General features: G+C 71.1%; 20 protein-coding genes. 13 read left to right on the forward strand and 7 right to left on the reverse strand.

The features are described from left to right. Nucleotides 1-149 precede the first annotated feature (149 nt). The 3 genes from HZB25_03600 to HZB25_03610 are packed head-to-tail and all read left to right on the forward strand — an operon-like array spanning nucleotide 150 to nucleotide 3675. Complete coding sequence (locus tag HZB25_03600; GenBank protein ID MBI5836309.1) at nucleotides 150-1667, forward strand: efflux RND transporter periplasmic adaptor subunit; 1518 nt, start codon at nucleotides 150-152, stop codon at nucleotides 1665-1667. A 53-nt stretch (nucleotides 1668-1720) separates the two neighbouring features. Further along, complete coding sequence (locus HZB25_03605; GenBank protein ID MBI5836310.1) at nucleotides 1721-2461, forward strand: ABC transporter ATP-binding protein; 741 nt, start codon at nucleotides 1721-1723, stop codon at nucleotides 2459-2461. Beyond that, nucleotides 2458-3675, forward strand: a complete 1218-nt coding sequence (locus HZB25_03610; GenBank protein ID MBI5836311.1) for an ABC transporter permease — start codon at nucleotides 2458-2460, stop codon at nucleotides 3673-3675. Before HZB25_03605 ends, HZB25_03610 begins: the two co-directional genes overlap by 4 nt. Before the next feature lie 94 nt (nucleotides 3676-3769). Here the strand turns inward: HZB25_03610 and HZB25_03615 are convergent, their stop codons facing one another. Next, on the reverse strand, nucleotides 3770-5068 hold the full coding sequence (locus HZB25_03615) for an MFS transporter (GenBank protein ID MBI5836312.1): 1299 nt from the start codon (nucleotides 5066-5068) through the stop codon (nucleotides 3770-3772). A 122-nt stretch (nucleotides 5069-5190) separates the two neighbouring features. Between HZB25_03615 and HZB25_03620 the strand changes: the two genes are divergently transcribed. Both HZB25_03620 and HZB25_03625 read left to right on the forward strand, forming a co-directional pair. Continuing rightward, on the forward strand, nucleotides 5191-5622 hold the full coding sequence (locus HZB25_03620) for a hypothetical protein (GenBank protein ID MBI5836313.1): 432 nt from the start codon (nucleotides 5191-5193) through the stop codon (nucleotides 5620-5622). After that, entirely contained in the window at nucleotides 5619-6320 is a 702-nt protein-coding gene (locus tag HZB25_03625) for a hypothetical protein (protein ID MBI5836314.1), read from the forward strand. The genes HZB25_03620 and HZB25_03625 overlap by 4 nt, the downstream gene beginning before the upstream one ends. 96 nt (nucleotides 6321-6416) lie before the next feature. On the opposite strand, the gene HZB25_03630 is transcribed toward HZB25_03625, so the two are convergent. After that, complete coding sequence (locus HZB25_03630; protein ID MBI5836315.1) at nucleotides 6417-6824, reverse strand: DUF2203 domain-containing protein; 408 nt, start codon at nucleotides 6822-6824, stop codon at nucleotides 6417-6419. A gap of 421 nt (nucleotides 6825-7245) precedes the next feature. Here HZB25_03630 and HZB25_03635 point away from each other — a divergent pair, with 421 nt between their 5' ends. The 3 genes from HZB25_03635 (at nucleotide 7246) to HZB25_03645 (ending at nucleotide 11316) form a co-directional block, all read left to right on the forward strand. Continuing rightward, entirely contained in the window at nucleotides 7246-7689 is a 444-nt protein-coding gene (locus HZB25_03635) for an Hsp20/alpha crystallin family protein (protein ID MBI5836316.1), read from the forward strand. 165 nt (nucleotides 7690-7854) lie between these two features. Then, nucleotides 7855-9774 carry a molecular chaperone DnaK gene (dnaK, locus tag HZB25_03640; GenBank protein ID MBI5836317.1) on the forward strand — a complete coding sequence of 640 codons (1920 nt, stop codon included), beginning with the start codon at nucleotides 7855-7857 and terminating at the stop codon, nucleotides 9772-9774. Between the two features lie 141 nt (nucleotides 9775-9915). Further along, nucleotides 9916-11316, forward strand: coding sequence for a hypothetical protein (locus tag HZB25_03645; protein MBI5836318.1), 1401 nt, complete (start codon nucleotides 9916-9918; stop codon nucleotides 11314-11316). On the opposite strand, the gene HZB25_03650 is transcribed toward HZB25_03645, so the two are convergent. Then, complete coding sequence (locus HZB25_03650; protein ID MBI5836319.1) at nucleotides 11276-12139, reverse strand: PEP-CTERM sorting domain-containing protein; 864 nt, start codon at nucleotides 12137-12139, stop codon at nucleotides 11276-11278. The two genes, HZB25_03645 and HZB25_03650, sit on opposite strands and share 41 nt — an antisense overlap. A gap of 206 nt (nucleotides 12140-12345) precedes the next feature. Between HZB25_03650 and HZB25_03655 the strand changes: the two genes are divergently transcribed. After that, complete coding sequence (locus tag HZB25_03655; GenBank protein ID MBI5836320.1) at nucleotides 12346-14079, forward strand: HAD family phosphatase; 1734 nt, start codon at nucleotides 12346-12348, stop codon at nucleotides 14077-14079. 82 nt (nucleotides 14080-14161) lie between these two features. On the opposite strand, the gene HZB25_03660 is transcribed toward HZB25_03655, so the two are convergent. Further along, the gene (locus tag HZB25_03660) at nucleotides 14162-14983 is read right to left on the reverse strand and encodes a response regulator transcription factor (protein ID MBI5836321.1); all 822 of its coding nucleotides are present in this window, start codon (nucleotides 14981-14983) and stop codon (nucleotides 14162-14164) included. Nucleotides 14984-15153: 170 nt separating this feature from the next. Here HZB25_03660 and HZB25_03665 point away from each other — a divergent pair, with 170 nt between their 5' ends. Genes HZB25_03665 through HZB25_03675 form a run of 3 tightly spaced genes read left to right on the forward strand, consistent with a single transcriptional unit; the run spans nucleotide 15154 to nucleotide 18154 of the window. Next, entirely contained in the window at nucleotides 15154-16071 is a 918-nt protein-coding gene (locus HZB25_03665; protein MBI5836322.1) for an ABC transporter ATP-binding protein, read from the forward strand. Further along, nucleotides 16068-17477, forward strand: a complete 1410-nt coding sequence (locus HZB25_03670) for an ABC transporter permease (GenBank protein ID MBI5836323.1) — start codon at nucleotides 16068-16070, stop codon at nucleotides 17475-17477. Before HZB25_03665 ends, HZB25_03670 begins: the two co-directional genes overlap by 4 nt. After that, nucleotides 17474-18154 (forward strand): SCO family protein, encoded by a 681-nt coding sequence (locus HZB25_03675; protein MBI5836324.1) that lies wholly within the window; start codon nucleotides 17474-17476, stop codon nucleotides 18152-18154. Before HZB25_03670 ends, HZB25_03675 begins: the two co-directional genes overlap by 4 nt. A gap of 68 nt (nucleotides 18155-18222) precedes the next feature. Here the strand turns inward: HZB25_03675 and HZB25_03680 are convergent, their stop codons facing one another. Next, nucleotides 18223-21909: a UvrD-helicase domain-containing protein gene (locus HZB25_03680; protein ID MBI5836325.1), complete on the reverse strand. Its 3687-nt coding sequence runs from the start codon at nucleotides 21907-21909 to the stop codon at nucleotides 18223-18225. After that, a complete protein-coding gene (locus HZB25_03685; GenBank protein MBI5836326.1) occupies nucleotides 21902-25030 on the reverse strand; it encodes a PD-(D/E)XK nuclease family protein in 3129 nt (1042 codons plus the stop codon). Before HZB25_03685 ends, HZB25_03680 begins: the two co-directional genes overlap by 8 nt. Nucleotides 25031-25333: 303 nt before the next feature. Here HZB25_03685 and HZB25_03690 point away from each other — a divergent pair, with 303 nt between their 5' ends. Further along, nucleotides 25334-25627, forward strand: a complete 294-nt coding sequence (locus HZB25_03690) for a hypothetical protein (GenBank protein ID MBI5836327.1) — start codon at nucleotides 25334-25336, stop codon at nucleotides 25625-25627. A gap of 39 nt (nucleotides 25628-25666) precedes the next feature. Here the strand turns inward: HZB25_03690 and HZB25_03695 are convergent, their stop codons facing one another. Continuing rightward, nucleotides 25667-26266: a hypothetical protein gene (locus tag HZB25_03695; protein ID MBI5836328.1), complete on the reverse strand. Its 600-nt coding sequence runs from the start codon at nucleotides 26264-26266 to the stop codon at nucleotides 25667-25669. Nucleotides 26267-26282: the final 16 nt, after the last annotated feature.

Here is a 26282-nt window from a genome sequence, read left to right on the forward strand (position 1 = left end):
CTTCCCGCCGCAGACAATCGGCCGCTCCGGAGGTAGAATCAGCCGTGTAGCGCCTCGCCGGCACCGCGAAAGAAACCAGCCAGCCGCGAAATCGGCAGGGGGCCCTCATCTTCTCGGCGCTCGCGAATAAAGCAGGCTAGGAGGATCGCTTGTCGAAGGGGAAATGGATCATCGGAGGGCTGGTGGTCGTCGCGGGGCTGGCCGCGGGCGGCTACTTCCTCACCCACCGCAACGGCCAGGTGAAGCTGATCACCGGCGAGGTGACCAGGGGCCCGATTGACGCCAACGTGAGCGCCACCGGCACCGTGAACCCGGTGATCATGGTGCAGGTCGGCAGCCAGGTCTCCGGCACCGTCTCGCAACTGCACGCCGACTACAACTCCCGCGTGGCCGCCGGCCAGGTGCTGTTGCGTCTCGATCCGGCCATCTACGACGCGCAGCTGGCGCAGTCGCAGGCCAACCTCGAGAAGGCCCGCGTCACGGTGAGCGACGCCCAGCGCGCCTTCAAGCGCGCCGAGGAGCTGTTCGCGCAGAACTACGTGAGCAAGGCCGAGCGCGACGCCGCGGAGACCGCGTGGCAGAGCGCCATCGCTTCCGAGAAGCAGGCCCGGGCGGCGGTGAACCTGGCCCGGGTGAACCTGGACCACTGCACCATCACTTCCCCCATCTCGGGCCAGGTGATCTCGCGCAGCGTGGACGTGGGCCAGACGGTCGCGGCCAGCCTGCAGGCGCCCGAACTGTTCCGGATCGCCAACGACCTGACGCGCATGCAGGTGGAGACGGCCATTGACGAGGCAGACATCGGCAAGCTGAAGGTCGGCCAGCCGGTGACGTTCACGGTGGACGCCTACCCCGACGACACCTTCCACGGGCGCGTGACGCTCATTCGCTCACAGCCCATCACGGTGCAGAACGTGGTCACGTACGTCACCGTCATCGAGGTGCCCAACCCCGAGTTGAAGCTGCGTCCGGGTATGACGGCGAACGTGTCCATCCTGGTGGCCCACCGCGACGAGGTGGTGAAGATCCCCAACGCGGCGCTGCGATTCAGACCCGCCGACGACGTGGCCGCCCGGCTTGGGATCAAGCCGGACAAGGGCGGCCGGAGCGGCGGCGGATCCGGAGAACCGGGGCGCGGCGACCAGGCGGGAGCACGCGCGAATGGCGGAGCACGCGCGGAAGGTGGAACACGCGCTGAGGCCGGCACACGCCCCGAGGGCGGAGCACGCCGTGAGGGCGGAGCGCGCACGGAAGGCGGAGCGCGCCCGGAGGCCGGAGCACGCGCGGAGGCCGGAGCACGCGCCGAGGGCGGAGCGCGCGCGGAGGACAGAGCGCGCCCGGAAGGCGGAGCGCGCCCGGAAAGCGAAGCGCGCGCCGGGGGGGGCGCAACGGGTCACGGCGGCGGCAGCTGGAGCGGATCCCGGGGTGGCCGCGGGTTCCGTCCGCCCGCACGCGTGTACGTCGAGACAGCCCCCGGCAAGCTCAAGCAGGTGACCATCCGCACCGGGCTCAGCGACGGCAGCTTCACCGAAGTCATCAGCGGCGACATCCAGCCGGGCACGAAGGTGGCGACCGGCATCCTTGGGGCAGGCGCCAGCGCCGGCAACAACAGCCGTGGCGGGCCGATGGGTGGTCCCATGGGTGGTCCCATGGGCGGGCGGCGCTAGGAGCGGGCGTGGCGGACATCATCGTCGTCGAGGACCTGGCGCGCGACTACCACATGGGCGACATGGTGGTGTCTGCGCTTCGCGGGGTCACCCTGTCCATTCCCGAGCACAGCTTCGTGGCCATCAGCGGCGCCTCGGGCTCCGGCAAGTCCACCTTCATGAACATCCTGGGCTGCCTCGACCGTCCCACGGGTGGACGCTACCTGCTGGGTGGCGTGGACATGCTCACGCTCCCCCGGCAGGAGCTGGCGCAGGTGCGGGGCCGCACGATCGGGTTCGTGTTCCAGAGCTTCAACCTGCTGGCGCGCACCTCCGCGTACGAGAACGTGGAGTTGCCCCTCCTCTACCAGCACATCGACTCCCGGGAGCGGCGCCAGCGAGTCACCGAGGCGCTGGAGCGCGTGGGGCTGCAGGACCGCATGCACCATCACCCCAGCCAGCTCTCCGGCGGACAGCAGCAGCGCGTGGCGGTGGCGCGGGCGCTGGTGAACCGCCCCAGGCTCATCCTGGGCGACGAGCCCACCGGCAACCTGGACACCCGCACCGGCATTGACATCATGGAGCTGTTCCTGGAATTGAACCGCCAGGGCATCACCGTGGTGATGGTCACCCACGAGCCGGACATCGCCCAGTACTCGGAACGCAACCTGGTGTTCCGGGACGGCTGGCTCTTTTCGGACAAGCGCGTCCCGCAGCGGCGCGACCCGAAGGTGGAGCGCGCGGCGCTCGACGAGCTGGAGAAGAAGCTGCACCACGACAGCGCCGCGGCACCGCACCCAGGAGGAATACAATGAACCTGCTGATGGTATTCCGGATCGCGCTGCGCGCCCTGAAGCGCAACCGTATGCGCTCCACGCTCACCGTGCTGGGCATCATCATCGGTGTCGCCGCGGTGATCGCGATGGTCTCCATCGGCCAGGGCGCGCGCGCGTCGGTGCAGGCGCAGATCGCCAGCCTGGGCAGCAACCTGATCATGATCTTCCCCGGAAGCCACACCGCCGGCGGCGTGCACATGGGCACGGGCGCCTCCTCGGCGCTCACCGAGGATGACGCGCATGCCATCCTGCTGGAGTGTCCCGCGGTGCTCCGCGTCTCGGGCGTGGTGCGCACCGGGGCCCAGGTGGTGGCGGGTGACCAGAACTGGGGCACGCAGGTGCAGGGCGTGTGGTCCACCTACCCCGAGATCCGCGAGTGGCCACTGAGCGCCGGGGCGTTCTTCACCGAGTCCGACGTGCGCGGCGCCGCGAAGGTGTGCGTGCTGGGCCAGACGGTGGTGGACAACCTGTTCGGGAACGTGGACCCCGTGGGCCAGGTGATCCGCATCAAGAAGCTGCCCTTCCGCGTGGTGGGCGTGCTGTCGAAGAAAGGCACCGATCCCCGCGGCAACGACCAGGACGACCTCATCATGGCGCCGCTGCCGGTGGTGCAGCGGCGCATGCAGGGCATCACCAACGTGAACAACATCATGGTCAGCGCGGTGAGCAACCTGCTCACCGGGCAGGCCATCGACGAGATCACCGCGCTGCTGCGACAGCGGCACCGCATCCAGCCGCGCGAGGCCGACGACTTCACGGTCCGCAGCCAGGCGGAGATCTCCGCGGCCGCTGAGACCACCACCGGGATCATGACCATGCTGCTGGGGAGCATCGCCAGCGTGTCCCTGCTGGTGGGCGGGATCGGGATCATGAACATCATGCTGGTGTCGGTCACCGAGCGCACGCGCGAGATCGGCATCCGGCTGGCCGTGGGCGCGCAGGAGCGCGACATCCTGTTCCAGTTCCTGATCGAGGCGGCGTTCCTGAGCATGCTGGGCGGGATCATCGGCGTGGGGCTGGGGCTGCTGACGAGCCAGGTGGTGAGCAAGCTGGCAGGATGGCCCACGCTGGTTTCGCCTTCGTCCGTGGCCATGTCGCTGGGGTTCGCGGCGCTGGTGGGGATCTTCTTCGGGTTCTACCCGGCACGGAAGGCCAGCCGGCTGGATCCCATCGAGGCGCTCCGCTACGAGTAAGGCGGGCATCCGTGCCTGCGTCCCACCGCGCCAGGACCTGCGTCCTCGCGGGCCTCTCCCGGGGCGTGGATGTCGGCAGGCGTGAATGCCCGCCCTATGACTCGTCGGCCAGCGCCAGCGGCTTGCGCAGCGCGCCCGCTGCCAGGATCAGCGCGGCGCCGGCGAGGATCGTCGCGGCCAGCGGCGTGACACCGATCCCGAACCGGTCGCCCGCCCAGCCCCCGGCCAGCGCGCCCGCCAGAGCCCCGAATGCTTCCACGCCCGTGATCACCCCCAGCCCCCCCGCTCTCTGATCGCGCCGGATGATCGAGGCCACCATCGCGTTGCCCGCCACCACGAACGCCGGATAGATGGGAATGATGAACAGCGCGGCCACCAAATAGGGCTGCGTGATCAGCACGTTCACGAGGAAGTACACCGCGTAGCCCAGCACGCCCGCCAGGAAGACCACGCGCGAGCCGAAGCGGTCCACCCAGCGACCCGCCCAGCCGAAGAAGAAGACCCCCGCCAGGGCGGACAAGCTCGAGGCCAGGCCCACGATTCCCAGCGAGCCGCGCAGGAAGTCCGTGTACAGGATCGAGAAGAAGGTGTAGAAGAGCCACCGCCCGGCCGTGGTGAAGAACCACACCACGGAGATCCACAGCAGCGCGGGAGTCTCGTAGAGCGCGACCAGCTCCCGCCAGAAGCCGCGCGTGACCGGGGCGGGGCGCGCGGTGGCACCGGCGGCGCGCACCCCTCGCTCGGGCGGCTCCCCCCCGGGCTCCCGGGCCTCGAACTCGTGCGCGCCGATCTCCGGCATGCGCAGCCACGTGAAGACCAGCACCGCCCCCGCCACCAGGGAAGCTCCCGCCAGCGCCCAGTTCATCGCCCGCCAGCCGAAGGCCTCCAGCATCGAGAGGCAGCCCAGGTTGCCGATCAGCCAGCCGATGCTCTGGTTGCGCATCAGCGCGGCCAGGGCGTGCCCCTTGCGCAGCGGTTCGCGCAGCGTCACGAAGGAGAGCGCGGCGGGCTTGAGCGCCGAGTACAACAGCGAGCCTACGAGGGCCGCCAGGAGCACCGCGCCGGAGGTCCGGCACATGGACAGCGCCAGGAGCATGGCGGTGTAGCCGGCCAGGCCCAGCAGCACCAGCGGCTTCAATCGGCGCCACTGGTCGCCGAGGGCGCCCCACATGTTGCTGGCCAGAAACACGCCGAATTGCGGCAGCGCCACGACCAGTCCCACCACCAGCAGCTTGCTCTCACGCAGGTTACGGTGGAGGTGCAGCGGCAAATAGAACACCAGCAGCGCGTCCACCAGCCCGGCAAGAAGTGCCGCCGCGTACAGGGTGCGCGGGAACCGGAACGGTTGGGCCGGCCGGGAGAAGATGCGGGACAGGGCGGGTGGCACGGTCATCGTGGCGGTCCCCGGCGGAATTCCGGGTCGGATTCCTTTCCGTCTCAAGAAGCAGCCCGGGCGGGCCGACATTTCGGGCAAGCAGGAGAGCCGTACCCGCGCTCCAACCAAGAGGATAACGCATGACGTCCCAGGGCCGAAAGCTCCACAGCCGCGGTGGCATGGAGCACCTCCCCAGGTGCATCTCGCTGGTGGCCGAGGCCGGCCGCCGCGCAGGAATGTCCGCGCGACAGCGGGAGGTCCTCGAGTCGGCCGTTCGCGACGCCTACCTGGCCATCGTGGAAGCCGGCCAGCGCGACTCCCGCCGCGCGCCCATCGAGGTGGAAGCCGGCTGGAACGACGAGGCGGTCACGGTGCGCCTCACCCACGGGGGCTCCTCGCTCGAGAAGCTCTTTGACCGCCGGCACCCCGACCCGCGAGTGGCGGCCATGTGCACCGCGCTCGACGAGGTCATGTACGTGAAGGGCGACCGCCACGGTCACCAACTCTCACTGTGCGTGCGCGTGAAGCGGGCCGCCCGTCCCGCGGCCCGGCGCACCGCGGGCTCGCGGTGAGTTCCCGCGCCGGCGCCCAGCCGGAACCCACGCCACCCATAGACGACGAGACGCTGCACCTCTTCTGTCACGACTTCCGCGTCCCGCTCACCACGCTCTCGGCGTACGCCGAGCTGATGCGCGCGCCGTCGCTCCCGGCGGAGCAGCGCCGGCAGTTCGCGGAGGCGCTGCTCAACCAGGCCTGCCGCCTGGCCCGCATGGTGGACGACCTGGAGGGTCTCTCGGCCAGCGCCGGGGAGCTTGCCGAGGACGCGACGGCCGAGGCCGGGGCCTGCGTGCGTGCCGCGGTGGAGGACGTGCGGCTTTCCGCGGAGGCGCGCGGCGTGCGCGTGGTCTTCTCGCCGGCGAAGATGCCGCTGCCGACGCGCGTGCGCGCCGACCACCTGGAGCGGGCGGTGGCGTGGCTGCTGGAAGTGGCCCTGCGCCGCAGCGCCAGCAACACTTCCGTGACGGTCTGGGCGTGCCGCGACCGGGGCCATGTGCATGTCGGGATGGAAACCGGGCTGGACTCGGTGCGCGAGTCCGACGCGGAGGCCCTGCGTGCGTTCCAGCCGGGCCCTTCCCCGCCGGACCTGGTGCGCGGCGTGGCCGGCCCGCTGTGGGCCTCGCTGCACAACCTGGAGCGCGCGGGCGCGACACAGGTGATCACGATCGTGCCCGGCGGGCTGCGGTGGGGGCTGCTGCTGCCCCCGGGGTAGGTGACGCAAAGAGCCGGCAGCGGACAGAGGCAGCACCAGACGTTGAAGCGGGGCGCCCGGATGGGACGCCCCGCTTCGCATTGCCCCTCGGTGCGCCTACAGCGGCACCCTCCCGCTGTAGCCGCTGTGCAGCTCGTGCCAGAAGGAGATCTTCTTCTCCCCGCGGCGCCAGCACAGGAACACGATCCTGCCCGCGCGGCGCGAGTAGAAATCCACCAGCCCCTGGTCCAGGTCCTTGGCCAGGCAGCCCATTTCCTGGATCTCGCGGACCAGCTCCTTCATCTCCTCCACTCCCGCCTGGTGCTCGCGGGTGTGGGCGAGGAATTCCTCGTGGTCGGGATTGTGCGGCTCGCGGATCTTCTCGGCCCACAGCAGTCGCAGGATCGACACCTGGGTCTGCAGGAGACGCAGCCTGTCCTTCTGCTGGTCAATCCGGGAAAAGATCTCCTCCAGCTTGGGCAGCACCTCGTTGGCTTCCTCGACGGTGAACACCCGGTGTTCCATGGCCAGGTCCTTTCAGGGGCGTCGCGTGATCCGGTCCTATTCTGTCTGATACACGCGGACCGCCGCCGATTCTTCCGAGGAACCGATCGTGGTTTCAGATTGAATCATAGGCTTACGGAATGAAGATGGTCTGTGTTTCAATACGAAACATGGCGTCCCGCCGGGGTTGAACATGCGCTGAGGTCCATTCATGTAAGAAATTGTACACCAATAGAATATGCGCTTGCAGGGCGATGGGGCGCCGGCTGGCACATGGGTTGCGATACACCTTTGCAGCGACCCCTCGGGCCGAGAGCCCGCCCGCCGCCCGGGCGGTGGGCCGGGATCCCGACCTGATCACGCAACCAGACCCAAACCGGTTTGCCTGGATCCGACGGGCCGGCGCACCGCGCCCGCCCACACCAGATAAGGAGCCATGACCATGTCCATCGTACGCTGCCACCCCGCCCGCGAGCTGAACTCGTTCGACGAGGACCTCAATCGTCTCTTCCGCGGCTTCTGGGGCCGTGAGCCGCACTGGAATGTAGCCCCCACCGCCTACCTGCCGCCGGTGGACGTCGAGGAGACCAGGGACCAGTACCGGGTCAGCGTGGAGCTGCCCGGGCTCACGCAGGCCGACGTCAAGGTCACCGTGGTGGACGACGCCCTGGTGATCCGCGGCGAGAAGAAGGACACGCGCGAGGAGAAGGACGTCAATCACCACCGGGTCGAGCGCACCTACGGCAGCTTCGAGCGCGCCCTGCAGCTGGGCACCCGGGTGGACCGCAACAAGATCCGCGCCACGATGAAGGACGGCGTCCTTCGCGTCGAGGTGCCCAAGATGGAGGAGGCGCGCGAGCGCGAGATCTCCGTCGAAGTGAACTAGAGGCTGGCGCCCGGGCGGGACAACTCCCGCCCGGGGCCGCGAACCGGGGCGCGAAGCCCGCGCCCCCGGGAGCAACGGAACATCCACCGCGCGATCCGGGCCACCCGCCCGGCCGAGCCGGGCCCCCGCGGGCCCGGCCTTCCGCGCAGCAAGGAACGACCTGCCATGGGAAAGACGATCGGGATCGACCTCGGCACCACCAACTCGTGCGTCGCGGTGATGACCGGCGGCGAGCCGACCGTGATCGCCAACTCCGAGGGCGCGCGCACCACGCCTTCGGTGGTGGCGTTCACCAAGACCGGGGAGCGACTGGTGGGCGCGGTCGCCAAGCGGCAGGCCGTGACCAACCCGCAGCGCACCGTGTACTCCATCAAACGTTTCATGGGCCGCCTGTTCGGCGAGGTGCCCTCGGAGCGCAAGCTGGTCCCCTACGAGGTGATGGAGGGCGAGAACCACACCGCCCGGGTGAAAATTGACGACCAGGTGTTCGCCCCGCCGCAGATCTCCGCGATGATCCTGCAGAAGATGAAGCAGACCGCGGAGGACTTCCTGGGCGAGAAGGTGACCGACGCGGTGATCACCGTCCCGGCCTACTTCAACGACGGGCAGCGCCAGGCCACCAAGGAGGCCGGCGAGATCGCGGGCCTCAACGTGAAGCGCATCATCAACGAGCCCACCGCGGCGGCGCTGGCGTACGGCCTGGACAAGAAGAAGGACGAGAAGATCGCCGTCTACGACCTGGGCGGCGGCACGTTCGACATCTCGATCCTCGAGATCGGCGACGGCGTCTTCGAGGTGAAGTCCACCAACGGCGACACCCACCTGGGCGGCGACGACTTCGACCAGCGCATCGTGGACTGGCTGGCGGACAGCTTCGCGAAGGAGCACGGGCTGGACCTGCGCAAGGACCCGATGGCCCTGCAGCGCCTCAAGAGCGAGGCCGAGAAGGCCAAGATCGAGCTGTCCAGCGCCACGCAAACCGACATCAAGATCCCGTTCGTCACCGCGGACCAGTCGGGACCCAAGCACATCGACGTCACCCTGACCCGCGCGAAGTACGAAGAACTGGTGGACGACCTGGTGGAGCGCACCGTGGGACCCTGCGAGCGCGCCCTGAAGGACGCCGGGCTGTCGGTGACGCAGATTGACGAAGTGGTGCTGGTGGGCGGTGCCACGCGCATGCCGCGGGTGCAGGAGCGGGTGAAGAAGTTGTTCGGCCGCGAGCCCCACAAGGGCGTGAACCCGGACGAAGTCGTGGCCATCGGCGCGGCCATCCAGGGCGGCGTGCTGGCCGGCGACGTGAAGGACGTGGTGCTGCTGGATGTCACCCCGTTGTCCCTGGGCATCGAGACCCTGGGCGGGGTGTGCACCCGGCTGATCTCGCGCAACACCACCATCCCCACGCGCAAGAGCGAGACCTTCTCCACCGCCAGCGACAACCAGCCGGGCGTGGAGATCCACGTGCTGCAGGGCGAGCGCGAGATGGCCTCCGACAACCGCACCCTGGGCAAGTTCACGCTCGACGGCATCCCGCCGGCCCCGCGCGGCGTGCCGCAGATCGAAGTGGCGTTCGACATCGACGCCAATGGCATCCTGCACGTCTCGGCGAAGGACAAGGCCACGGGCAAGGAGCAGTCCATCCGCATCGAGGCGTCCAGCGGCCTGAGCGACACCGAGATCGAGAAGATGGTCAAGGAGGCCGAGGCGCACTCCAAGGAGGACAAGGAGCGGCGCGAGAAGGTGGATACCCGAAACCGCGCGGACCAGGCCGCCTTCGAGAGCGAGAAGCGCCTCAAGGAGATGGGCGAGAAGCTGGACGCCGACAGCACGGCGAAGCTCGAGGCCGCCACGCAGCGCGCGCGCGAGGCGGTGCAGAAGGAGGACCACGCGGAGATCAAGAGCGCGCTGGCCGACCTGGACCAGATGTGGCACCAGGCCTCCGAGAAGCTCTACCAGGGCGCGAAGGCCGCCGGCCCGCAGCCGGGCGGCGGTGGACCCGAAGACACCCCGGGCCCCGAGCCCGAGGGCGGCAAGGGCCCCGTGGAAGCCGACTTCGAAGTGGTGGACGAGAAGAAGAACACGTAGGGCCGCGTGGCCGCCGCGGCGCGGCGGAGCCGTGAGCTCGAAGACAATAGAGACAGCAGCGGCGGGATGGCTTCCACGCTCTCCCGCTCGCACGTGGGCCCGCCGGCTTGTACGGCGGGCCCGGTCTTTTGTGTCGTGGCCTTGACCATCACCCCCCCGGCTGCCCGGCTGCGCCGTCTCGTGCCTCACGTCGCTGTCGCCATCGCCTGGGCCGCGCTGTACCTGGCCGCACGCACACCCGAGGGCGGGCAATCCTGGAACGCCGTCGCCGCCGCGGAGCTGCCGTGGAGATTCCTGACTTCGTTCGTGGGAGTGGAGGCGCCTCAAGAGTGGGTTGCGCTGGTGGGACGCTCGCTGCCGTGGGCGGCGCTGGGCTGCGCGGTCGCGGGGGGACTGCTGCTGGCCACGGACCGGGAGAAGCCCGGCAGAAAGTCCCAGCCCTGGCCCTGGCTCGCCTGGGCCGCGCTGGGCCTGGCACCATTGCTCGGGGTGGCGGGCCAGTGGAGCGCGTACTACTTCAGCTTCGCCGCCGCGGGGCTGTGCCTGGCCGCCGGGGCGGCTTCGCTCCGGGGGCCCGCGTGGGTCACCGCCCTGTTGCCCGCGCTGCTGTTGATCTCGGGGCAGGCGACCACGCTGCTGCCGGTCCCCCCGGAGGGAGCGGGAACCTCGCGCGACCGCTCGTCGGTGTCCCCGGCGCGGCTGGAGTATGTGACCTCGATCGTGACGCGCGCCTTCGCGGACATTCCCGCGCGCGTGCCCGCGCCGCGTCCGGGCAGCCTGTTCCTGTTCGAGGACCTCCCGGACAACAACGGCCTCATCTCCGGGGACGGCCCCGCAATCCGGCTCATGTACTCGGACCCGACCCTCGCCGCCGCCTACCTGGGCGACGTCGGGGAGCGGACCCGCCTCGACCGCCCGCTCTACTCCGTGCGCATGGACGCCACCGGCGAGCGTTTCGTGGCCCTGGAGGTCTCCCCCGCGATGCGCTCCACGTTGCGCATCGGCTTCGAAGTCAGCGGGCGCACCGGTGGCGCGCTGGCGGCGCTGCGTTACGACCTGGACCACGGAGTGATGGGCCCCGCGGAGCACGCGTGGAACCTGGGCTACCTTCGCTGGCAGGCCGGGGACACCGCGGCCGCGGCCGCGGCCTGGGCGGAGGGCTCCCGCCTCGAGGGGCTCGATCTGGCGGCGGCGCGAACGCAGCTCCGGGCGGCGGGCGCGGTGACGGACGCCGCGCTGCGCCTGGGCGCGCTGCTGCCGGTGTGCCGCGCGCTTCCCCGGGAATCATCCGTCCTGGTGGAGGCGGGTGAGGCCGCCGTGCGCGCCCGGGACCCGCAGGCCTACGCGTTGTACTTCCGGGCGGCGATGCTGGCCCCCGCCGACTCGGCACTCGTGAGCCGCGCGGTGAGACTCGGCACTCGTGAGCCGCGCGGTGATTCGTCATCTGTCGTCCGGCGCCTGCCGGCGCACCCGCCCAGGCCCCCTGGAGCCCGGCCTGCGGCTAGGCGGACTTCCGGAAGCGGAACAGCGCCAGGCCGATGAGGCCGGCGCCCAGCAGGCCCAGCGTCTTCGGCTCGGGCACCACGCCGCCGGTGTCGATCTTGGAGCGCGTGGCCAGCGTGAGGATCCGGCCGGCCGCGTCGTTGTCCACCACACCCATGCCGCCGGTGCCGGTGAAGAAGTTGTGCGAGGCGTTGCCGTTGATGTCGGCGTTGGTCAGCCCCAGCGAGGCTCCGAAGGCGGTGATGGTGTTGCCAACCTCGGGCTGGTCGAGCGCCGAGGTGCTGACCAGGAACGGCAGGTAGCCGTAGTGGCCGCCGCCAGGGGTGAGGTGCGCGCCGTTGTTGCTCTCGGCCATCGCGTACAGCCCGCCCCCGTCGTTGAGGAAGTTGATGATGTCGGCGCTGCGCCCGTTCAGGATGTTCAACTCGGCCTGAGTGAGGATGCCGCCGAAGTCGGAGGCCACCACGATGCCGGAGTACTTGCTGCCCAGCAGGTTCAGCTCGGCGTTGAGGTCCGAGGCCGTGTGGCGCTCGAAGTCCACGCCGGAGGTGTAGCCGCTGGCGACGATGCCGTTCATGCCGACCACGTGGCCACCCGGGGGTGCGATGGTGGACTCCACGAACAGGAACTTGTTCACGCCGCCGGCCACGAACGGGTTGAAGCCGGCGTCCATGATGTAACCGATGGCGGTGGTGTTGATCTTCCGCGAGCCGACGAGGTTTCCGCCCATGCTGGCGTGGAAGTCGGGGTCGTGGGCGGTGATGAAGATGGAGCCCGCATGGGCCGCGAGCGGGGCGGCCAGCGCCGCACCGAGCAACAGCGCAGCAACGAGCTTCCCACTCCTGAAGAGGGGACGGGTCATGGCGCGAACCTCCTGGATGTTGCGACCAAGTGAATAATGTTTCGCAACCCGCTCGCGGCCAGACCGGGTTGACTGCGACCTTGAGGATAGATTCTTATCTTACAATAAACTAGGCTGGTTGTCAACTTGGGCTGGGAGTGTGGGGGCGGGGCTCCGGAAGGCCGGGAACCCGCCCGCACGGGGATCAGGGAGGATCGGGCGACACCATGAAGCTCGGAGTCCTGGCGCTCGACTACGACGGCACCATCGCCCGCGACGGCGCACTGGAACCGGCCGTGCGCGAGGCGCTCATGGCGGCCCGCGCCCGCGGCGTGGTGGTGGCCCTCGTCACCGGCCGGATTCTCGCCGATCTGCTCCGGGCCGCCGGCGACCTGGATTTCGCCGACGCCGTGGTGGCCGAGAACGGGGCGGTGATCGCGTTCCCGCCCACCGGGCGCTCCTCGGTGCTGGGCGCTCCCCCGCCCGCACGCTTCCTGGATGAACTCTCCCGCCGCGGGGTCGCCTACCGCGTGGGGGAATGCGTTGTGGAGGCCGACGCTTCCTGCGCGCACTCCATCCTGGACGCCATCCACGGGCTCGAGCTGCCGTTGACGCTGTTCTTCAACCGCGGCCGGGTGATGGTCCTCCCGCAGTCCATCAGCAAGTCCCTGGGGCTGCACGAGGCGCTGGCTTCGCTGCGCCTCTCTCTCCACAACACCATCGCCATCGGCGACGCCGAGAACGACCACGACCTGCTGGCGGCCTGCGAGATCGGCGTGGCGGTGGCCTGGGGCAGCGCCGCGCTGAAGGCGGCCGCGGACGAGGTGCTGGCCGGGGACGGACCCGAGGCCGTGGCCGGCTACGTGCGCGGGCTCATCGCGCAGCCCCGGCTGGCCCCGGAGCGCGCCGCGCGCCACCGCTTCCCGCTGGGCTACGCCGTGGACGGCACCGAGGTCTCGCTCCACGTGCCCGGGCGCAACGTGCTGGTGGCCGGCGAGCCGCGTTCCGGGAAGTCGCTGGTGAGCGGGCTGCTGTGCGAGCAGTTGATCCTGCGCCACTACTGTGTGTGCGTGCTGGACCCCGAAGGCGACTATCGCCCGCTGGTGGCGATGCCCGGCGTGGTGGTCCTGGGCGGTGACGTGGAGCCCCCTCGGCCGCACGAGCTGGCGCGCGCCCTGCGCCACCCGGACGTGAGCCTGGTGGTGGATCTCTCGCAGGTGCCGCACGCGGCCAAGCTGAGCTACATCCGAGTGCTGCTGCCCGCGCTCGCCGCGCTGCGCCGCCGCACCGGCCTGCCGCACCGCATCGTGCTCGACGAGGCCCACTACTTCCTGGACGCGCCCGGCGCTGCGGGGCTGCTGGATCTCGAACTGCACGGGTACACGTTCGTCACCTACCGCCCCACCACCCTGAACTCGGAGGTGCTCACGACCGTCGAGTCCACCCTGTGCACGCGTCTCGTGGATCCCGACGAGGTGCGCGCGCTGGCGATCCTGGCCGGACTGGGCCCCGGCGATCCCGGACTGGGGGAGATGCTGAAGGACCTTTCCAACGGCGAGGCGGCGCTGATCGCCGGCCCCGGCGGGCCCCCGCCGTGCCGGTTGCGGCTCACCCCGCGACTGACCTCGCATGTGCGCCACCGGTCGAAGTACCTCGACGTGCCGGTTCCGGAAGGACAGGCCTTCTGCTTCTCCTCCGACCGCGGCGGGCCCGCCGGACCCCGGGCGCGCACCATACGCGAGTTCGCGCGCGCCATCCTGCGCAGCTCGCCCGAGGTGCTGGAGGATCACATGCGCCGCGGCGACTTCTCGCGCTGGATCGCGACCGTGTTCGGGGACCAGACGCTCGCCTCGCGCATCCGCAGGCTCGAGGAGCGGCACCGCATGGACCACATCCTGGACCTCAGCGAGGCCCTGGTGCAGTTGATCCGCGAGCGCTACGAAGTGGGCGGCGGAAGGTAGGAGACGGATCGCTGCGGCGGGTGACGGTGGCCGGGGGCCGGGAGCGGGGTTGCTGCTCCGGACCACCACGAATGCGGGATCGCTAGCGCTTCGGTCCGGGCGTGCGGTTGAGAACCAGCGGATTGCGGGCGATGTAGAGGCCGATCTGCAGCCGGTCGTCCAGCCCCAGCTTCTCGAGCAGCCGCCCCACGTGCTTCTTCACCGTCGGCTCGCTGATCTTCAGCATAAGGCTGATGTCCTTGTTGGACTTGCCGTCGGCGATGAGGCTGGCCACCTCCAGCTCGCGCTCGGAGAGCGGTTGGGCCTCGCTGCCCGGGCCCATGCCCAGCGAGCGCTGGAGCATGCGCGAGGCGGTGCCGAGGTCGTACCAGACATTCCCCGAGGCCACCGCACGCACGGCGCGGAACAGGTCCTCCGGGGAGGCGGTGCGCCGGATGGCGCCCACCGCGCCCTGGACCACGGCCAGTTCGAGGCAGTCGGTGGCCAGGCACGCCGGCCCGGTCTCGGGAGCTTCGTGCGCCGGCTCGGACTCCTGCGCCCGATGGAAACGCGGCGGGTTGAGCACCAGGCAACGCTGCTCACCCCGGTCCGACACCGCCAGGACGCGGGTCTCGGGGCAGGCCTGCCGGGCGGCGACGATGGATGCGATCCCGTCCAGCCCGGGCATCCGGACCCCCAGCACCAGCACCTGGGGGCGCAGTTCGGCGCACATCCGGACGGCTTCCTCGCCCGATTCGGCCTCGCCGCAGATCTCGAAATCGGGCTGGGTGGCAAGCAGACTCACCATTCCCTTGCGGTCCATCAGCTGGTCGTCGGCGATGAGCAGGCGAATGCGGGGGGCGCCGGAGTCGCGGGTTTCATGGCCATTCGCAGGGTTGGGGCCCTGCGACACGGGAGTCTTCATGGGTCCCATGGTATACCCATGCCGGGGCCGGGGCAAGCTACCTTCGGAGCATCCGGCAGGGGCCGACGCCCCGGGCCCTGCACCGGAACCTGCTGCAACACGCGATTCCACAATCACGTGACCCTGCTATGATGCCGCCTGCAACCGGCCCTTCACCCCCCGGGAGGCTCATGGAGAACGTCGTACTTCGCGTCGCCGACGCGCGCAAGACTTTTGGCCCGGTGAAGGCGCTCGACGGCGCCGCACTGGAGCTGCGGTCCGGCGAGTTGCTGGCCCTGCTGGGCCCCAACGGGGCCGGGAAGACCACCCTGGTGCGGGCGATCGCCGGGAGGGTCCGCCTGGACGGCGGGACCATGGAGCTTTTCGGCCAGCCGGCCGACTCGCCCGGAGCTCGGGACGCGCTGGGCGTGGTGCCGCAGGAGATCGCCCTCTACCCCCACCTCACCGCCGGAGAAAACCTGGATGCATTCGCGCGCCTGCACGGCGTGGCCGGCTCCTCCGTCCGCGAGCGGGTGGAGTGGGCGCTGGACTGGACGGGCCTGGGGGACCGCGCGAAGGAGCCGGTGAAGCGCTTTTCCGGCGGAATGCGCCGGCGGCTCAACATCGCCTGCGGCGTGCTGCACCAGCCGCGCGTGGTGCTGCTGGACGAGCCCACCGTGGGGGTGGACCCGCAGAGCCGCGAGCGGATCTACGAAATGCTGGACCGGTTGCGCGCCGCCGGGTCTTCGCTGTTGCTCACCACCCACCAGCTCGACGAGGCCGAGGCGCGCTGCGACCGGATCGTGATCCAGGATCACGGCCGCGTGGTGGCCTCCGGCACGCTCTCGGAACTGGTGGAGCACACCGTCGGGAGCCGCCGGCACGTGAGCGTCACCGTGGACACGCTGCCGTCCGCCTCCGTGGATGGCCTGGAGGCGGAGCCCGGCTCCCGGGTCCTGAACGGGACCGTGCTGGACGTGGGCGCGGAGCTGCCCGGGCTGCTGGTGCGGGTGAAGTCCGCGGGATGCCGCGTGGACGACCTGCAGGTGCGCAGGCCCAGCCTGCAGTCGGTGTTCCTCCACCTCACCGGAAGGGAACTGCGCGAATGATCGGGATCATCGTGCGCATCGGGCTCACCTCCATTCGCCGCGACCGGGTGGTGCTGCTGCTGGTGTTCGGCGTGCCCATCATCTTCTTCAGCGTCTTCGCGATGGTCTTCGGCGGGGCCCGCTCCAGCACCCCGCGGGTGCACGTGGCGGTGGTGGACGAGGATCACACCGGTCTGAGCCGCCGCCTGGTGGCGGCGCTGAAGCTGGAGAAGGGCCTGGTGGTGGTGACGGGCGCGAAGGCGGCCACGCCCGCGCGCCGGCCCGCCGGGATGCCGCGCACGGCGCGCACCGATGCGGCCGGAGGCGCGGCGCCCGCCACCGGCGGCGGGAACGCCACCTCGACAGGGGGGACCACAGGCTCCGCCTCGGTCGCCGAGATTCCGTTGGACCGTGCGCGCGCCCGGGAGATGGTCCGCCAGGGCGAGCTGCCCGTCGCCATCGTGCTGCCCGCGGGCCTCGACTCTTCGTTTGCGCGCTTCGAAGGCGGCAGCGCACGGATCCAGCTGCTCGCGGACAACTCCGATCCCATCGCGCCGCAGATGGTGACGGGCCTGCTGCAGAAGTGCGCCATGACCGCCGCGCCGGACCTGTTCGCCCGGCGCGGCATCGGCGCCTTCGAGCGCTATGGCGGCGGCCTCACCGCGAAGCAGCGGCAGGTGATGGACCAGTGGCTGCCCGTGATCGGGCGCGCCGCAGCTCCGGAGAGCACCGGCGCGAAGCCCGCGGAGGGGGCCGCCGGCAACGCCATCACCGGACTGGTGTCCGTGGACGTGGTGGACATCATGGCCGCCGCCAATCGCAGGGCGCCGGTGGTGGCCTTCTACGCCGCCGGCATCGCGGTGATGTTCCTCCTGTTCAGCGCCTCGGGCTCGGGCGGCTCCCTGCTTGAGGAGGCCGAGTCGGGCACGCTGGAGCGCGTGATCAGCTCGAAGCTCGGCATGCAGGGCCTGCTGATCGGCAAGTGGCTCCACATCACGCTCGTGGGCTGCCTGCAGATCCTGGTCATGTTCACCTGGGGATGGCTGGTGTTCCACCTGGACCTGCCGGGGCACATCCCGGGATTCGTGGTCATGACCGTGACCACCGCCGCGGCCGCCGCCGGGTTCGGCCTGGTGCTGGCCACCGCCTCGCGCAGCCGCCAGCAGCTCGCGGGCATCTCCAACATCGTGATCCTGACCATGTCGGCGCTGGGCGGCAGCATGTTCCCGCGCTACCTGATGAGCGAAGGCATGCAGAAGATGGGGCTGTTCACCTTCAACGCGTGGGCCCTGGACGGTTACATCAAGGTGTTCTGGCGCAATTCTCCGCTGGTCGAGCTCGCCCCGCAGGTGGGCGTGCTCGTGGGGCTCACGGTGGTGTTCCTGGTGGTGGCGCGCATGCTCGCGAGGAGATGGGAAGTCTCGTGAGGATTGGCGGGCTCGGACGGATGGCGCTGGCGGCCTCGCTGCTGCTGGCGGCGGTTCCAGAAAGAGAGAGCGCTTCCGCGGCCGCCCCGGATGGCGCGCGTGCTTCCGCGGCGGCGCCCGTGGCGGCGGGGGCAGCGGATGTGAAGCCCGCCAGTGGGAAGCGCGTAAAGCCCGCGGGCCCCGCGGCCCTCCCCGACGTCCGGCTCACCGACTCGCGCGGCCGGCGATTCCGTACCCGCACGCTGCGCGGCGGGCCGGTGGCGCTGGCGTTTCTCTACACGCGCGGTGAGCTGCCGGAGACCTGTCCGCGGCTCGCCCGCCAGCTGTCCGAGACGCAGGAGATGATCGGGCTGCCCACCGAACTGCAGGGGCGCGCCCGCATCCTGACCGTCACGCTGGACCCCGAATACGACACTCCGCCGCGGCTGGCGAAATACGGCCGCGAGCGCGGCGCCGATCCCGCCCTGTGGATCCTGGCCACCGGCGACAGCGCCTCCCTCGCCGCGCTCCGCACCGCCGCGGGCGAGAAGACCCGCGGCCGCGGCGTGCGCATGACGCACGACGAAGGCGTGCGGGTGTACCGGCCCGATGGGACATTCTTCCGGCGCATGGAAGGAACGCGGTGGACGCCGCGGGAGCTGGCGCAGGTGATGGAGGAGGCGGCGAAGGACAGGTAGGGCGGGCAGCTGTGCTGCCTGTCGGGAATCGAAGTGACGCACGGCGGCAGGCAACAGAGCTCCCTGCCCTACGACATGCAGCGGAACGCCCTGTTGCCCTCCAGCTTCTTCAGGCACTCCGCGCACCCCGGCCGCGCCATCTCCTCCTCCCGCCCCAACGCCAGCAGCGCGGCCTCGATCCGGCGTTCCAGCACGTCGGCGTCGCCCGGATTCCACGGCAGGTCCTCCACCACACCACGACGCAGGTAGATGAGGCGCCGGCCCGCGACCCTCCCCATCCCGGCGCGCTCCACGGCGGCGGCGTAGATGGCGGTCTGGCGGTCGTAGGTCTCGGCGAGGTCGTCGCCCTTGTCGGTCTTGAAGTCCACCACGCGCCATGCGCCGTCGCTCAGGCGCACCAGGGCGTCCAGCCTGCCGGAGATGCGCGAGCGCAGCACCGACCATTCGAGCACCAGTTCCCGCATCACCCGCTCCGGCGCGCCCGTCAGCTCCCCCAGCGCGGCGGCTACGTCGGGGTTCTCCAGCCACTGCGCCAGGTCACGGCGGTCCTCCGGCGTGAGCTGCGCCAGCCCCGCGGCCCGATCGAAGTCCTCCTTCGGGCTCACGCGCACGTCCCAGTGTTCGAAGAAGGCGTGGACGCGCTGCCCGCGCTCGCTGGCCGCGCCGCCGGCCTCTCCCGCGCCACGCGCGCTCCGGCCCTGGACCTCATCCACGAAAGGGCGGAACCGCAGCAGCCACGGGCACCGCAGCGCGGTGCCCATGTCGGCAGCGCCGACGTCGCGCGGCACCAGCTCGGGGGCGGGGGCGGGCCTCGCGACCCGCTCGAGGATCTCCTGTGCGCGGGCATCCAGGGCGGAGTCCGCCGCCACGGGGATGGGCGCGCCGGCGCGGATCGGGTCGGAGTGGGCCTGCCACAGGGAGGCGAGGGCGCGCGACGAGGGCTTGGGACGCGTGACGTCGGAGGCATCCACTTCGTCGCGGCTCAGCAGCGTACCAACAGGCTGCCCGGCGGCCTCGGCGCTGCGCAGCGCGTCGTCCAGCCAGCGGCCGTAGCCGTCGGGCCAGGTGGCGCCGCTGGAGGCGCTCACGAGTTGCGTTCCGGCCAGGATGAGCCGCTCGCGGGCCCGCGTGGCGGCCACGTAGAGGAGACGCACTTCCTCCAGCCGGTCGTCGTGGTCCTCGGCCGCGTGGAGCAGGTACGGAGCCCAGCCCTTCAACGCCGCGTCGCTGCCCAGGGATGCGCCCATGCGTGCGGCCAGCGCCAGTCTCCGGTCCGGCCCGTCGAAGCGCAGGGTCAGCGCCTTCGGGTCGCGGCCATGGGTCTTCCACCTGCGCCCCAGCCCGGCGACCACGACGATGGGAAACTCCAGGCCCTTGGCCGAGTGGATGGTCGCCAGCTGCACCCCGCGGCCCGATCCGACGGCGCTCTCGCGCGGACCGTTCTCGGTGTCCGCGAGGTGACGGAGGCGTTCCAGCAGGCCCGCGAGGTCCCCGCGGGAAGGCTCGAGGGAGCGGCACTGTTGCAGCAGCGCACCCAGGTTGGCCGCCACCTGGTCGCCGTCGCGTCGCGGGGCCTCGCGGGCCAGGTAGCCCGTCCCGTCCAGCCACTCGCGCAGGATCACCGGCGCGCCCTCGAGGAGGATGCGGCCGCGCGTGTCGTCCAGGCGATCCAGGAACTCCCGCACGCGCCCCGTGTCCCCGGAATCCAGCGCCCCGGCGATTTCGGGGTCCCGGAGCATCCCGATGAGCGGCGGGCGTTCCTCCCCCCGCGCGGTGCACCGTGACGCGGCCTCGGCAAGCCCCAGGAGCGACTCGTCCCGCAGGCCCACGAACGGGGAGCGGAGCACGCCCGCGAGCGGCAGGTCCTGGATCGGGTTGCGCAGGACCTGGAGCAGCGCCACCACGTCGCGGCCTTCGACGCTGTCCAGCAGGCCGGCCTGGAACTGGGTCTCCACGGGGATGCCGGCGTCCGCGAACGCCTTCGCGTAGACCGGGATGGCGCTCTTGGCGCGGGAGAGGACCGCGATGTCGGACCATTTCATGGGGCGCGAAGTGAATTCCCCGGACTCCGGATCGCGCTGCGGAACCTGGGTGCCGCCCTCGCGCAGTTCCAGCAGGCGGGCGGCCACCCGGCGGGCTTCCGCCAGTCCGGGGGTTTCGGCGCCGCGGCCGGCACCGCGCGCGGGCTTGCGAACCACGATCCACTCCACCGGCGGGGCGGGCACGGAAGGCTCGTCCCTGCGGGCCTCCACCCGGTCGAACTCCGCGCCCCCGCCACCGGCGTCCGCCACGCGGACCAGCCAGGGAAACACGGCGTTCACGAAGTCCATCACGCCGCGCACGCTGCGGTGGTTCTCGTGGAGCCGGTAGCCCTTCGAGGTGCTCCCGGCGTCCGTGCCCGCGAGCCGCTTCGCGAAGAGCTCCACGTCCGCGTGGCGAAAGCGGTAGATGCTCTGCATGGGATCGCCCACGCCAAAGACCTCTCCGGAGCGACCCAGTTCCTCGATCAGCCTCGACTGCAGACCGTTGACATCCTGCAGCTCGTCCACCAGGAGCCGTCCCAGCCGGCGGTCGCGGAAGGCCCGGAAGTTGGCGGATGCCTCGCCGAGGCGCATGACGCCCAGCAGCACGTCCTGGAAGTCCAGGCGCGGCGGGATCATCTCCCGCTTGGCCCGGCCGAACGCGCGCAGGTGCTCCCGCAGCACCGGGATCATGACCTTGAGCAGGCGGAAGATCTCCGCGTCGGCGAGCCCCTCCGGCTTCCTGAACTCCTTCCAGGGGGACTGATCGAGCTTGGTGAAGTCCCACGCGGCCTGGCGGACACCTTCGAATCGCGCCTTGTCCGCTGCGGCCCCGTGCTGCTTGAGGGCGGCGTGGGCGTCGGTCCACGCCTGCAGGTCCCAGGCGGGGCCCCCGAGACGCCGGATGCAGTCGCGGATCGTGTCGCGCTCCGCGTCGGTCCGCGTGCCGTCCGCGGCGGCGACCGTGAGACTCCCGCGCACGGCGTCCAGCGCGCGGTGCTGGAGCGTCACCTTGCGCGGCTCGAGATCGCGCATGTAGGACTCCAGGTCCCGCCCCGGGCCCGCCTCCCACTCGTCCAGCAGCGCCTCGGGATCGCCCGCGGTACACAGCCTGCGGGCCGCCTCGATCAGCACGCCGGCCAGCGTGTCGACCTCGAAACGGGTGAACCACTCCTGCAGCGACGCGGCCGCCGCCGGGGAAGTCGTGGACGGCGCCGGGGACGCCGCGGCGGCCGAAGCGGTCGGTGCCGCCGCGGCGGCCGAAGGGATCGGCATCGCGGCCGCGATCCTCCCCGCCACGCCCTCGAGGACGGCCCGCGCCACCTCCCGCTCGAGCTGGTCGCCTTCCACCGGATCCAGCACCTCGAAGCGCGGATCCAGGCCCAGGTCCACGGCATGCTCGCGCAGCGTCTGCACGCAGAAGCTGTCAATGGTCCCGATGCTCAGCCGGTCCACGGCCCGGGTGGCCTCGCGCGAACCGGCGCGGGTCATCCGCTCGCGCAGCCGGTGGGTCATTTCCTGTGCGGCCTTGCGGGTGAAGGTGAACGCGACGCTGCGCTCGGCCTCCGCGGGGCTGGATTCCAGGAGCCCCGCGAGCCGCTCCACCAGGCAGCGGGTCTTGCCGGAGCCCGCCGCGGCCGAGACCCACACCACGCGCTCGGCGGCGCCGATGATGGCCTGCTGGGCCGCCGTCATCCGCTCGCGCTCCGCGCGCGTCTTGCCGGCGTCAGGCATCGGCGCCCTCCCCCTCGCCGGAGGCGGCGTCCGGGGCCGCGGTGTCGTCATCTCCCTGCTCCACCGCCAGCACCCGCACCCACTGGTCCACGCGGCACACGGAGATGTACGGGCAGAAGTCGCACTCGCCGGAGGCGGGTCGGACGCCCACCACGCCGGCCCCGATCTCTTCCCCCAGCCGCAGCGCCAGCTTCCTCGTGTGGTCCTCGACATCGAGCGGGGGCAGTTCCGCAGACTTGCGCCCGCGGTTGAGCGCCCGGTCGAAGTCCTGGAACTTGCCGTCCTTGAAGTGGAAGTGCCCCACGGTCTCCGCCGTCACGCCGGGCATGGCGGCGAGGGCGAGCCGGTACAGGTTGGCCTGCAGCAGCCGGCCGTCGCGCAGCCGCGCGGCGACGGAACTCCTGGCACTGCGCTTGTAGTCCAGGATCCGCATCCGGCTCGGGTCGTCCGCGGCGCGGTCCACCCGGTCCATGCGGCCGGAGAGACGCAGCTCGACCTGCTCGTTGCGGAGGACCAGGGGGGCCTCCAGCGAGGCAGGATCCGCGGGCACCGTGCCCCGGTGCCCCGGCCCGAAGGCGAGCTGGAAGTGCGCGGGGATCCACTTCCCCTCCTGGTGCTCCGCCCACAGCGCGCGGGCGAACCGGCCCAGCGCGCCTCTCAACATCTCCACGCGCACTTTCCACAGCGGGCGCTCCACCAGCCCGGGGAGCCTGCGCCGGACTTCCTCGTCCAGCAATTCGTGCAGGCGCGCGGTGAGCGCCTCGACGCCACCGGTGGATTCCACGCCGCCGGCAGCCTTCAATTCGCGAAGACAGCGGGTGGCGACGTCGTCCAGGAGGGTTCCGTCTTCCAGCGGGCCGAAGTCCTTCTCCCGGGCTTCGCGCAGGCGGAGCGGGAACTGAGCGAAATGCCGGAACGGGCAGCCGGCGAAGATCTCCAGCGCGGTGGGGGCCATCGCCAGCCTGGACCGCTTCAGGCGGGCGATTTCCCCGGGCGCCTCGGGCATCTCCCAGGGCGAGGGCCCGCCGCGGGACAGCCGCGCGTTGTACAGGGCGCGCGCCTCCGCGGTGACGCGCTCGCCCTCGGCCCGCGGCCGGGACAGTTCCAGCGCCACGCGCGATTCCAGCTCGGCCAGGTCGGCGGAGTTGGCGAAGTCGGCGTCGAACGCGGTAACGCGGCGTTCCCGCAGCCACGGCCCCAGCGCGCGGGCCGCCTCGCGCAGGAATGGCGAGGGCTGCAGCCCGCTGCCGTCGCGATCCGCGGCCGGCCGCGACAGGCACAGCCGCTCGGACGCGCGCGTCACCGCCACGTAGAAGAAGTAGTACTCCTCCAGGGAGCGCTCGGAAGCCAGCGGCAGGCGCCGCCCGGTGTGTGCCGCGATCCGACGACGGTCGGCGTCGGGCAGCAGCCGGTCTTCCGACACCGGTGCGGGGAACAGACCCTCCGAAAGACCCGGCAGGAACAGCGCGCGCACTTCCGGCAACCGCGACAGGAACACGTCCCCCACCAGCACGCAGCCGCCCAGGTGCGGCACCTCGCCTCCCGGTTGCGCCGAGAGCAGCTCCAGGAAGACGGCCTCGAACCGGTCCAGCGCCACCGGTCCCTGGAAGTGAGCCTCGAGGTGTCCCAGCAGTTCCTCCACCCCCGCCCACTCGGCGTGGTGGCGCAGGAACAGCCGCGGGTCCGCGCGGCGCGCGTCCTCCGCGCCGAGGGCGGCCAGGCCCTCGCGCACCCTGCCGGCCCACCCGGCGCCGTCGCGCGGCCCGGGCTCCGATGTGAGCCGGGACAGGGCGCGCGCCACCGGCGCCAGCGGCGAGGTCTCCCCCAGCAGCGCCGGGGCCTGCTCGAGCAGCCGCGCCGCGCGCACCAGGCCCTCGCTGCGGGCCCGCATCTCCAGCCGGTCGGCGTCGTCTCGCAGCCCCGGGACCAGCGAGCTGCGGAAGAGCGCCATCGCGGTGTCCGCGTCGGCGGTGGAACGGTGCAGGCGCAACAGCTGGCGCGCGGCGCGCGCGGGCGCGGTGTGCAGCAGCTCCTCGCCGTCGGGGATGAACACCGGCACGCCGCGGGCGCGGAAGATCTCCTGCACGCGACGGCGCGAAGCCTGCAGGCCGCGGAACAGGACCGCGATCTCGTCGTGGCGGTAGCCGTGGTCGCGCACCAGCACGCGGATGCGCCGCGCGATCTCCTCCAGTTCCGCGTCGGGGTCGGCGGCGGCGAAGCACGCGACGCTGTCGTCTTCCGGAACGCCGCCGGGCCGCACCTGGTACAGTCCGCGCTCCAGCCCGGCGATGGCGCGGGCGGATGGGTGGAAACGCCGGGGAGGCGACAGCGTCCGGATGTCGGCGGCGGAGGCGAGGTGCGAGGTCAGCGAGAGCCGGTCATTGTCGAGATGCTCGAACACCCACGGCCGGTCCTCCTCGTAGGGAAACGCCACGGTGAGCGACTCGGCGCGCTTCGCCAGGAGGCGCAGCACCTCCAGTTGCCAGTGCGTGAAGTGCGAGAAGGAATCCACCAGGAAGCGCTGACCCGCCAGGCGCTCCGGGTGCGCGGCCAGCCAGTCCAGGGCGCGACGCTGCAGGTCGGCGGTGTCCGGCTTGCCCGCTGCCGCCAGGTCGTCGCGGTGGAGCGCGTAGAGTCGTGCGAGCTCCCGCTGGCGTGCAAGCCGGGCGTCCGGGCCGAACGCGCCGGCGATCTCCCCGGGGGTGAGCAGCGCCTCCTTCCACTCCCGGAACAGCCGCAGCAGCTCCTGCGCGAAGCCCAGCGTGCGCGCGGCTTCCGCCAGTCCGCCGCACCCGGGTGGATGCTCCTGCAGCATTCGCCGCACCCGCAGCAGCTGGTCCACTTCGGAGATGGCCTCGGTCCACGCCGATTCCCCGGTCACCCCCTCCAGCGCCCACTCCGCGAACGAGGCGCCGGAGGAGCGCGCGTCGAACGTGAGCACCGGACGGCCCAGGACCACCCGCAGGTCCTCCGTGGGCAGCGCCGCCCGCATACTGTATGCGCTCTGCGCCGGCACCAGCAGATGCACCCGGTCCCAGTCCCCCTCGCGCTGCGCCCGGCGCAACTGCTCGAGGCACCAGAAGGTCTTCCCGCTGCCGGCAGGGCCCTGGAGGATCTTCATCGCCATGCCGGCGAATGTAGTCGAGGCGGGAGTGCGGGGCAAACGAAGAGGCTGGAAGTGAAGGTGGGGTCGGGTGATCCGTGTCGGCGCGATCGGTCGCTCGGGACGGACGGGGGCCTGACCTGTCTGCTGCGCCTCCGGTCGGGCTCACCGATGCAGAACATTCCAGCGGTGAGCCCTCCAACGTCGGCTTCGCAGACAGGTCAGGCCCCCGTCCGTCCCGAGCGGCTTCCTCGCGTTGCGATTCGCGGTATCATGCTCCCGATCGCACCGTCACTTCCGTCCCCTTTGGGAGAAACTGAAATGGCACAGTGTCAATTCTGCGGCGCCGAGGTTCCGTTCAAGGGGCGGGTGCCGCGCGAGGAGGAGTGCCCGGGGTGCCGGCGGGACCTGCACTGCTGCCGGCAGTGCCGGCACTTCGATCCCGCGGTCCACAATCAGTGCCGCGAGACCAATGCCGATTGGACGGTGGACAAGGACCGGCGGAACTTCTGCGACTACTTTCTGCTGAGCGAGAGGCCGGCGAAGAATGCCGGACCGCGGGAGACGGCCGAGGAGAAGTGGAAGCGGCTGTTCGGGAAGAAGGATGGCGGGTAGGGAGGGCAGGCGCATGAGGCCGGCCCTCCCTGCGCGTCTCTACCGGACGGTGTACTCCCTGCGCACTTCCAGCAGCTCCGGCTTGCCGGAGGGCTGATCGGCCCACTCGGCGAGCCTCCACATGCCGCTGCCGGCGGGCTCCTGCACGAAATAGAAGAGCGCCGGGCTCACGACGGCCATGGCGTTGCCGTCGCTGAAGGTGATGGTGAGGTTGGTGCTCACGTTGTAGCGCAGCCAGCCCGCGTGCCCGAACCGGGGGTCCGGACCGCTGCCGGTCTTGGTGATCACGAGGCCGATCCTGCTGGCCGGCGGCGCGCCGTCGGGCCCGCCGCGCTGGAACAGGTTCTCGGCGAAGTTCATCTCCTCCACGCGGATCAGCGAGTCCGGGGCGCCCGCGGTGATGTCGGCAGGCTGGAACCGGAAGATGTAGCCCGCGGCCAGCACGGAGTCGTACTGCGTGAAGTCGCGGCTGATGTAGAGCGTCTCCAGGTTCTTGATCACGTTCTCCGGGCTGATCGGGGCGAGGTACTTCGGCGCCGGCGGCTGAATGACATCGTCGTCGGGGAAGAAGATACATCCCCCCAGCGCCAGCGCCAGGACCGCGGCTCCGAGCAGCACGAGCAGGGTACGGGATCTCATGGGTCCACCTCTCCTT

It is taken from the genome of Candidatus Eisenbacteria bacterium (assembly GCA_016235265.1).
In the GTDB taxonomy this organism is placed as follows: Bacteria; Eisenbacteria; RBG-16-71-46; order RBG-16-71-46; family JACRLI01; genus JACRLI01.

Bases quoted from the DNA above. Each gene is read 5' to 3' on its own strand.
- HZB25_03605 (MBI5836310.1), top strand. From the start codon at position 1,721: ATGGGCGACATGGTGGTGTCTGCGCTTCGCGGGGTCACCCTGTCCATT.
- HZB25_03610 (MBI5836311.1), top strand. From the start codon at position 2,458: ATGAACCTGCTGATGGTATTCCGGATCGCGCTGCGCGCCCTGAAGCGC.
- HZB25_03615 (MBI5836312.1), bottom strand. From the start codon at position 5,068: ATGACCGTGCCACCCGCCCTGTCCCGCATCTTCTCCCGGCCGGCCCAA.
- HZB25_03620 (MBI5836313.1), top strand. From the start codon at position 5,191: ATGACGTCCCAGGGCCGAAAGCTCCACAGCCGCGGTGGCATGGAGCAC.
- HZB25_03630 (MBI5836315.1), bottom strand. From the start codon at position 6,824: ATGGAACACCGGGTGTTCACCGTCGAGGAAGCCAACGAGGTGCTGCCC.
- HZB25_03635 (MBI5836316.1), top strand. From the start codon at position 7,246: ATGTCCATCGTACGCTGCCACCCCGCCCGCGAGCTGAACTCGTTCGAC.
- dnaK (MBI5836317.1), top strand. From the start codon at position 7,855: ATGGGAAAGACGATCGGGATCGACCTCGGCACCACCAACTCGTGCGTC.
- HZB25_03650 (MBI5836319.1), bottom strand. From the start codon at position 12,139: ATGACCCGTCCCCTCTTCAGGAGTGGGAAGCTCGTTGCTGCGCTGTTG.
- HZB25_03655 (MBI5836320.1), top strand. From the start codon at position 12,346: ATGAAGCTCGGAGTCCTGGCGCTCGACTACGACGGCACCATCGCCCGC.
- HZB25_03660 (MBI5836321.1), bottom strand. From the start codon at position 14,983: ATGAAGACTCCCGTGTCGCAGGGCCCCAACCCTGCGAATGGCCATGAA.
- HZB25_03665 (MBI5836322.1), top strand. From the start codon at position 15,154: ATGGAGAACGTCGTACTTCGCGTCGCCGACGCGCGCAAGACTTTTGGC.
- HZB25_03670 (MBI5836323.1), top strand. From the start codon at position 16,068: ATGATCGGGATCATCGTGCGCATCGGGCTCACCTCCATTCGCCGCGAC.
- HZB25_03680 (MBI5836325.1), bottom strand. From the start codon at position 21,909: ATGCCTGACGCCGGCAAGACGCGCGCGGAGCGCGAGCGGATGACGGCG.
- HZB25_03685 (MBI5836326.1), bottom strand. From the start codon at position 25,030: ATGAAGATCCTCCAGGGCCCTGCCGGCAGCGGGAAGACCTTCTGGTGC.
- HZB25_03690 (MBI5836327.1), top strand. From the start codon at position 25,334: ATGGCACAGTGTCAATTCTGCGGCGCCGAGGTTCCGTTCAAGGGGCGG.
- HZB25_03695 (MBI5836328.1), bottom strand. From the start codon at position 26,266: ATGAGATCCCGTACCCTGCTCGTGCTGCTCGGAGCCGCGGTCCTGGCG.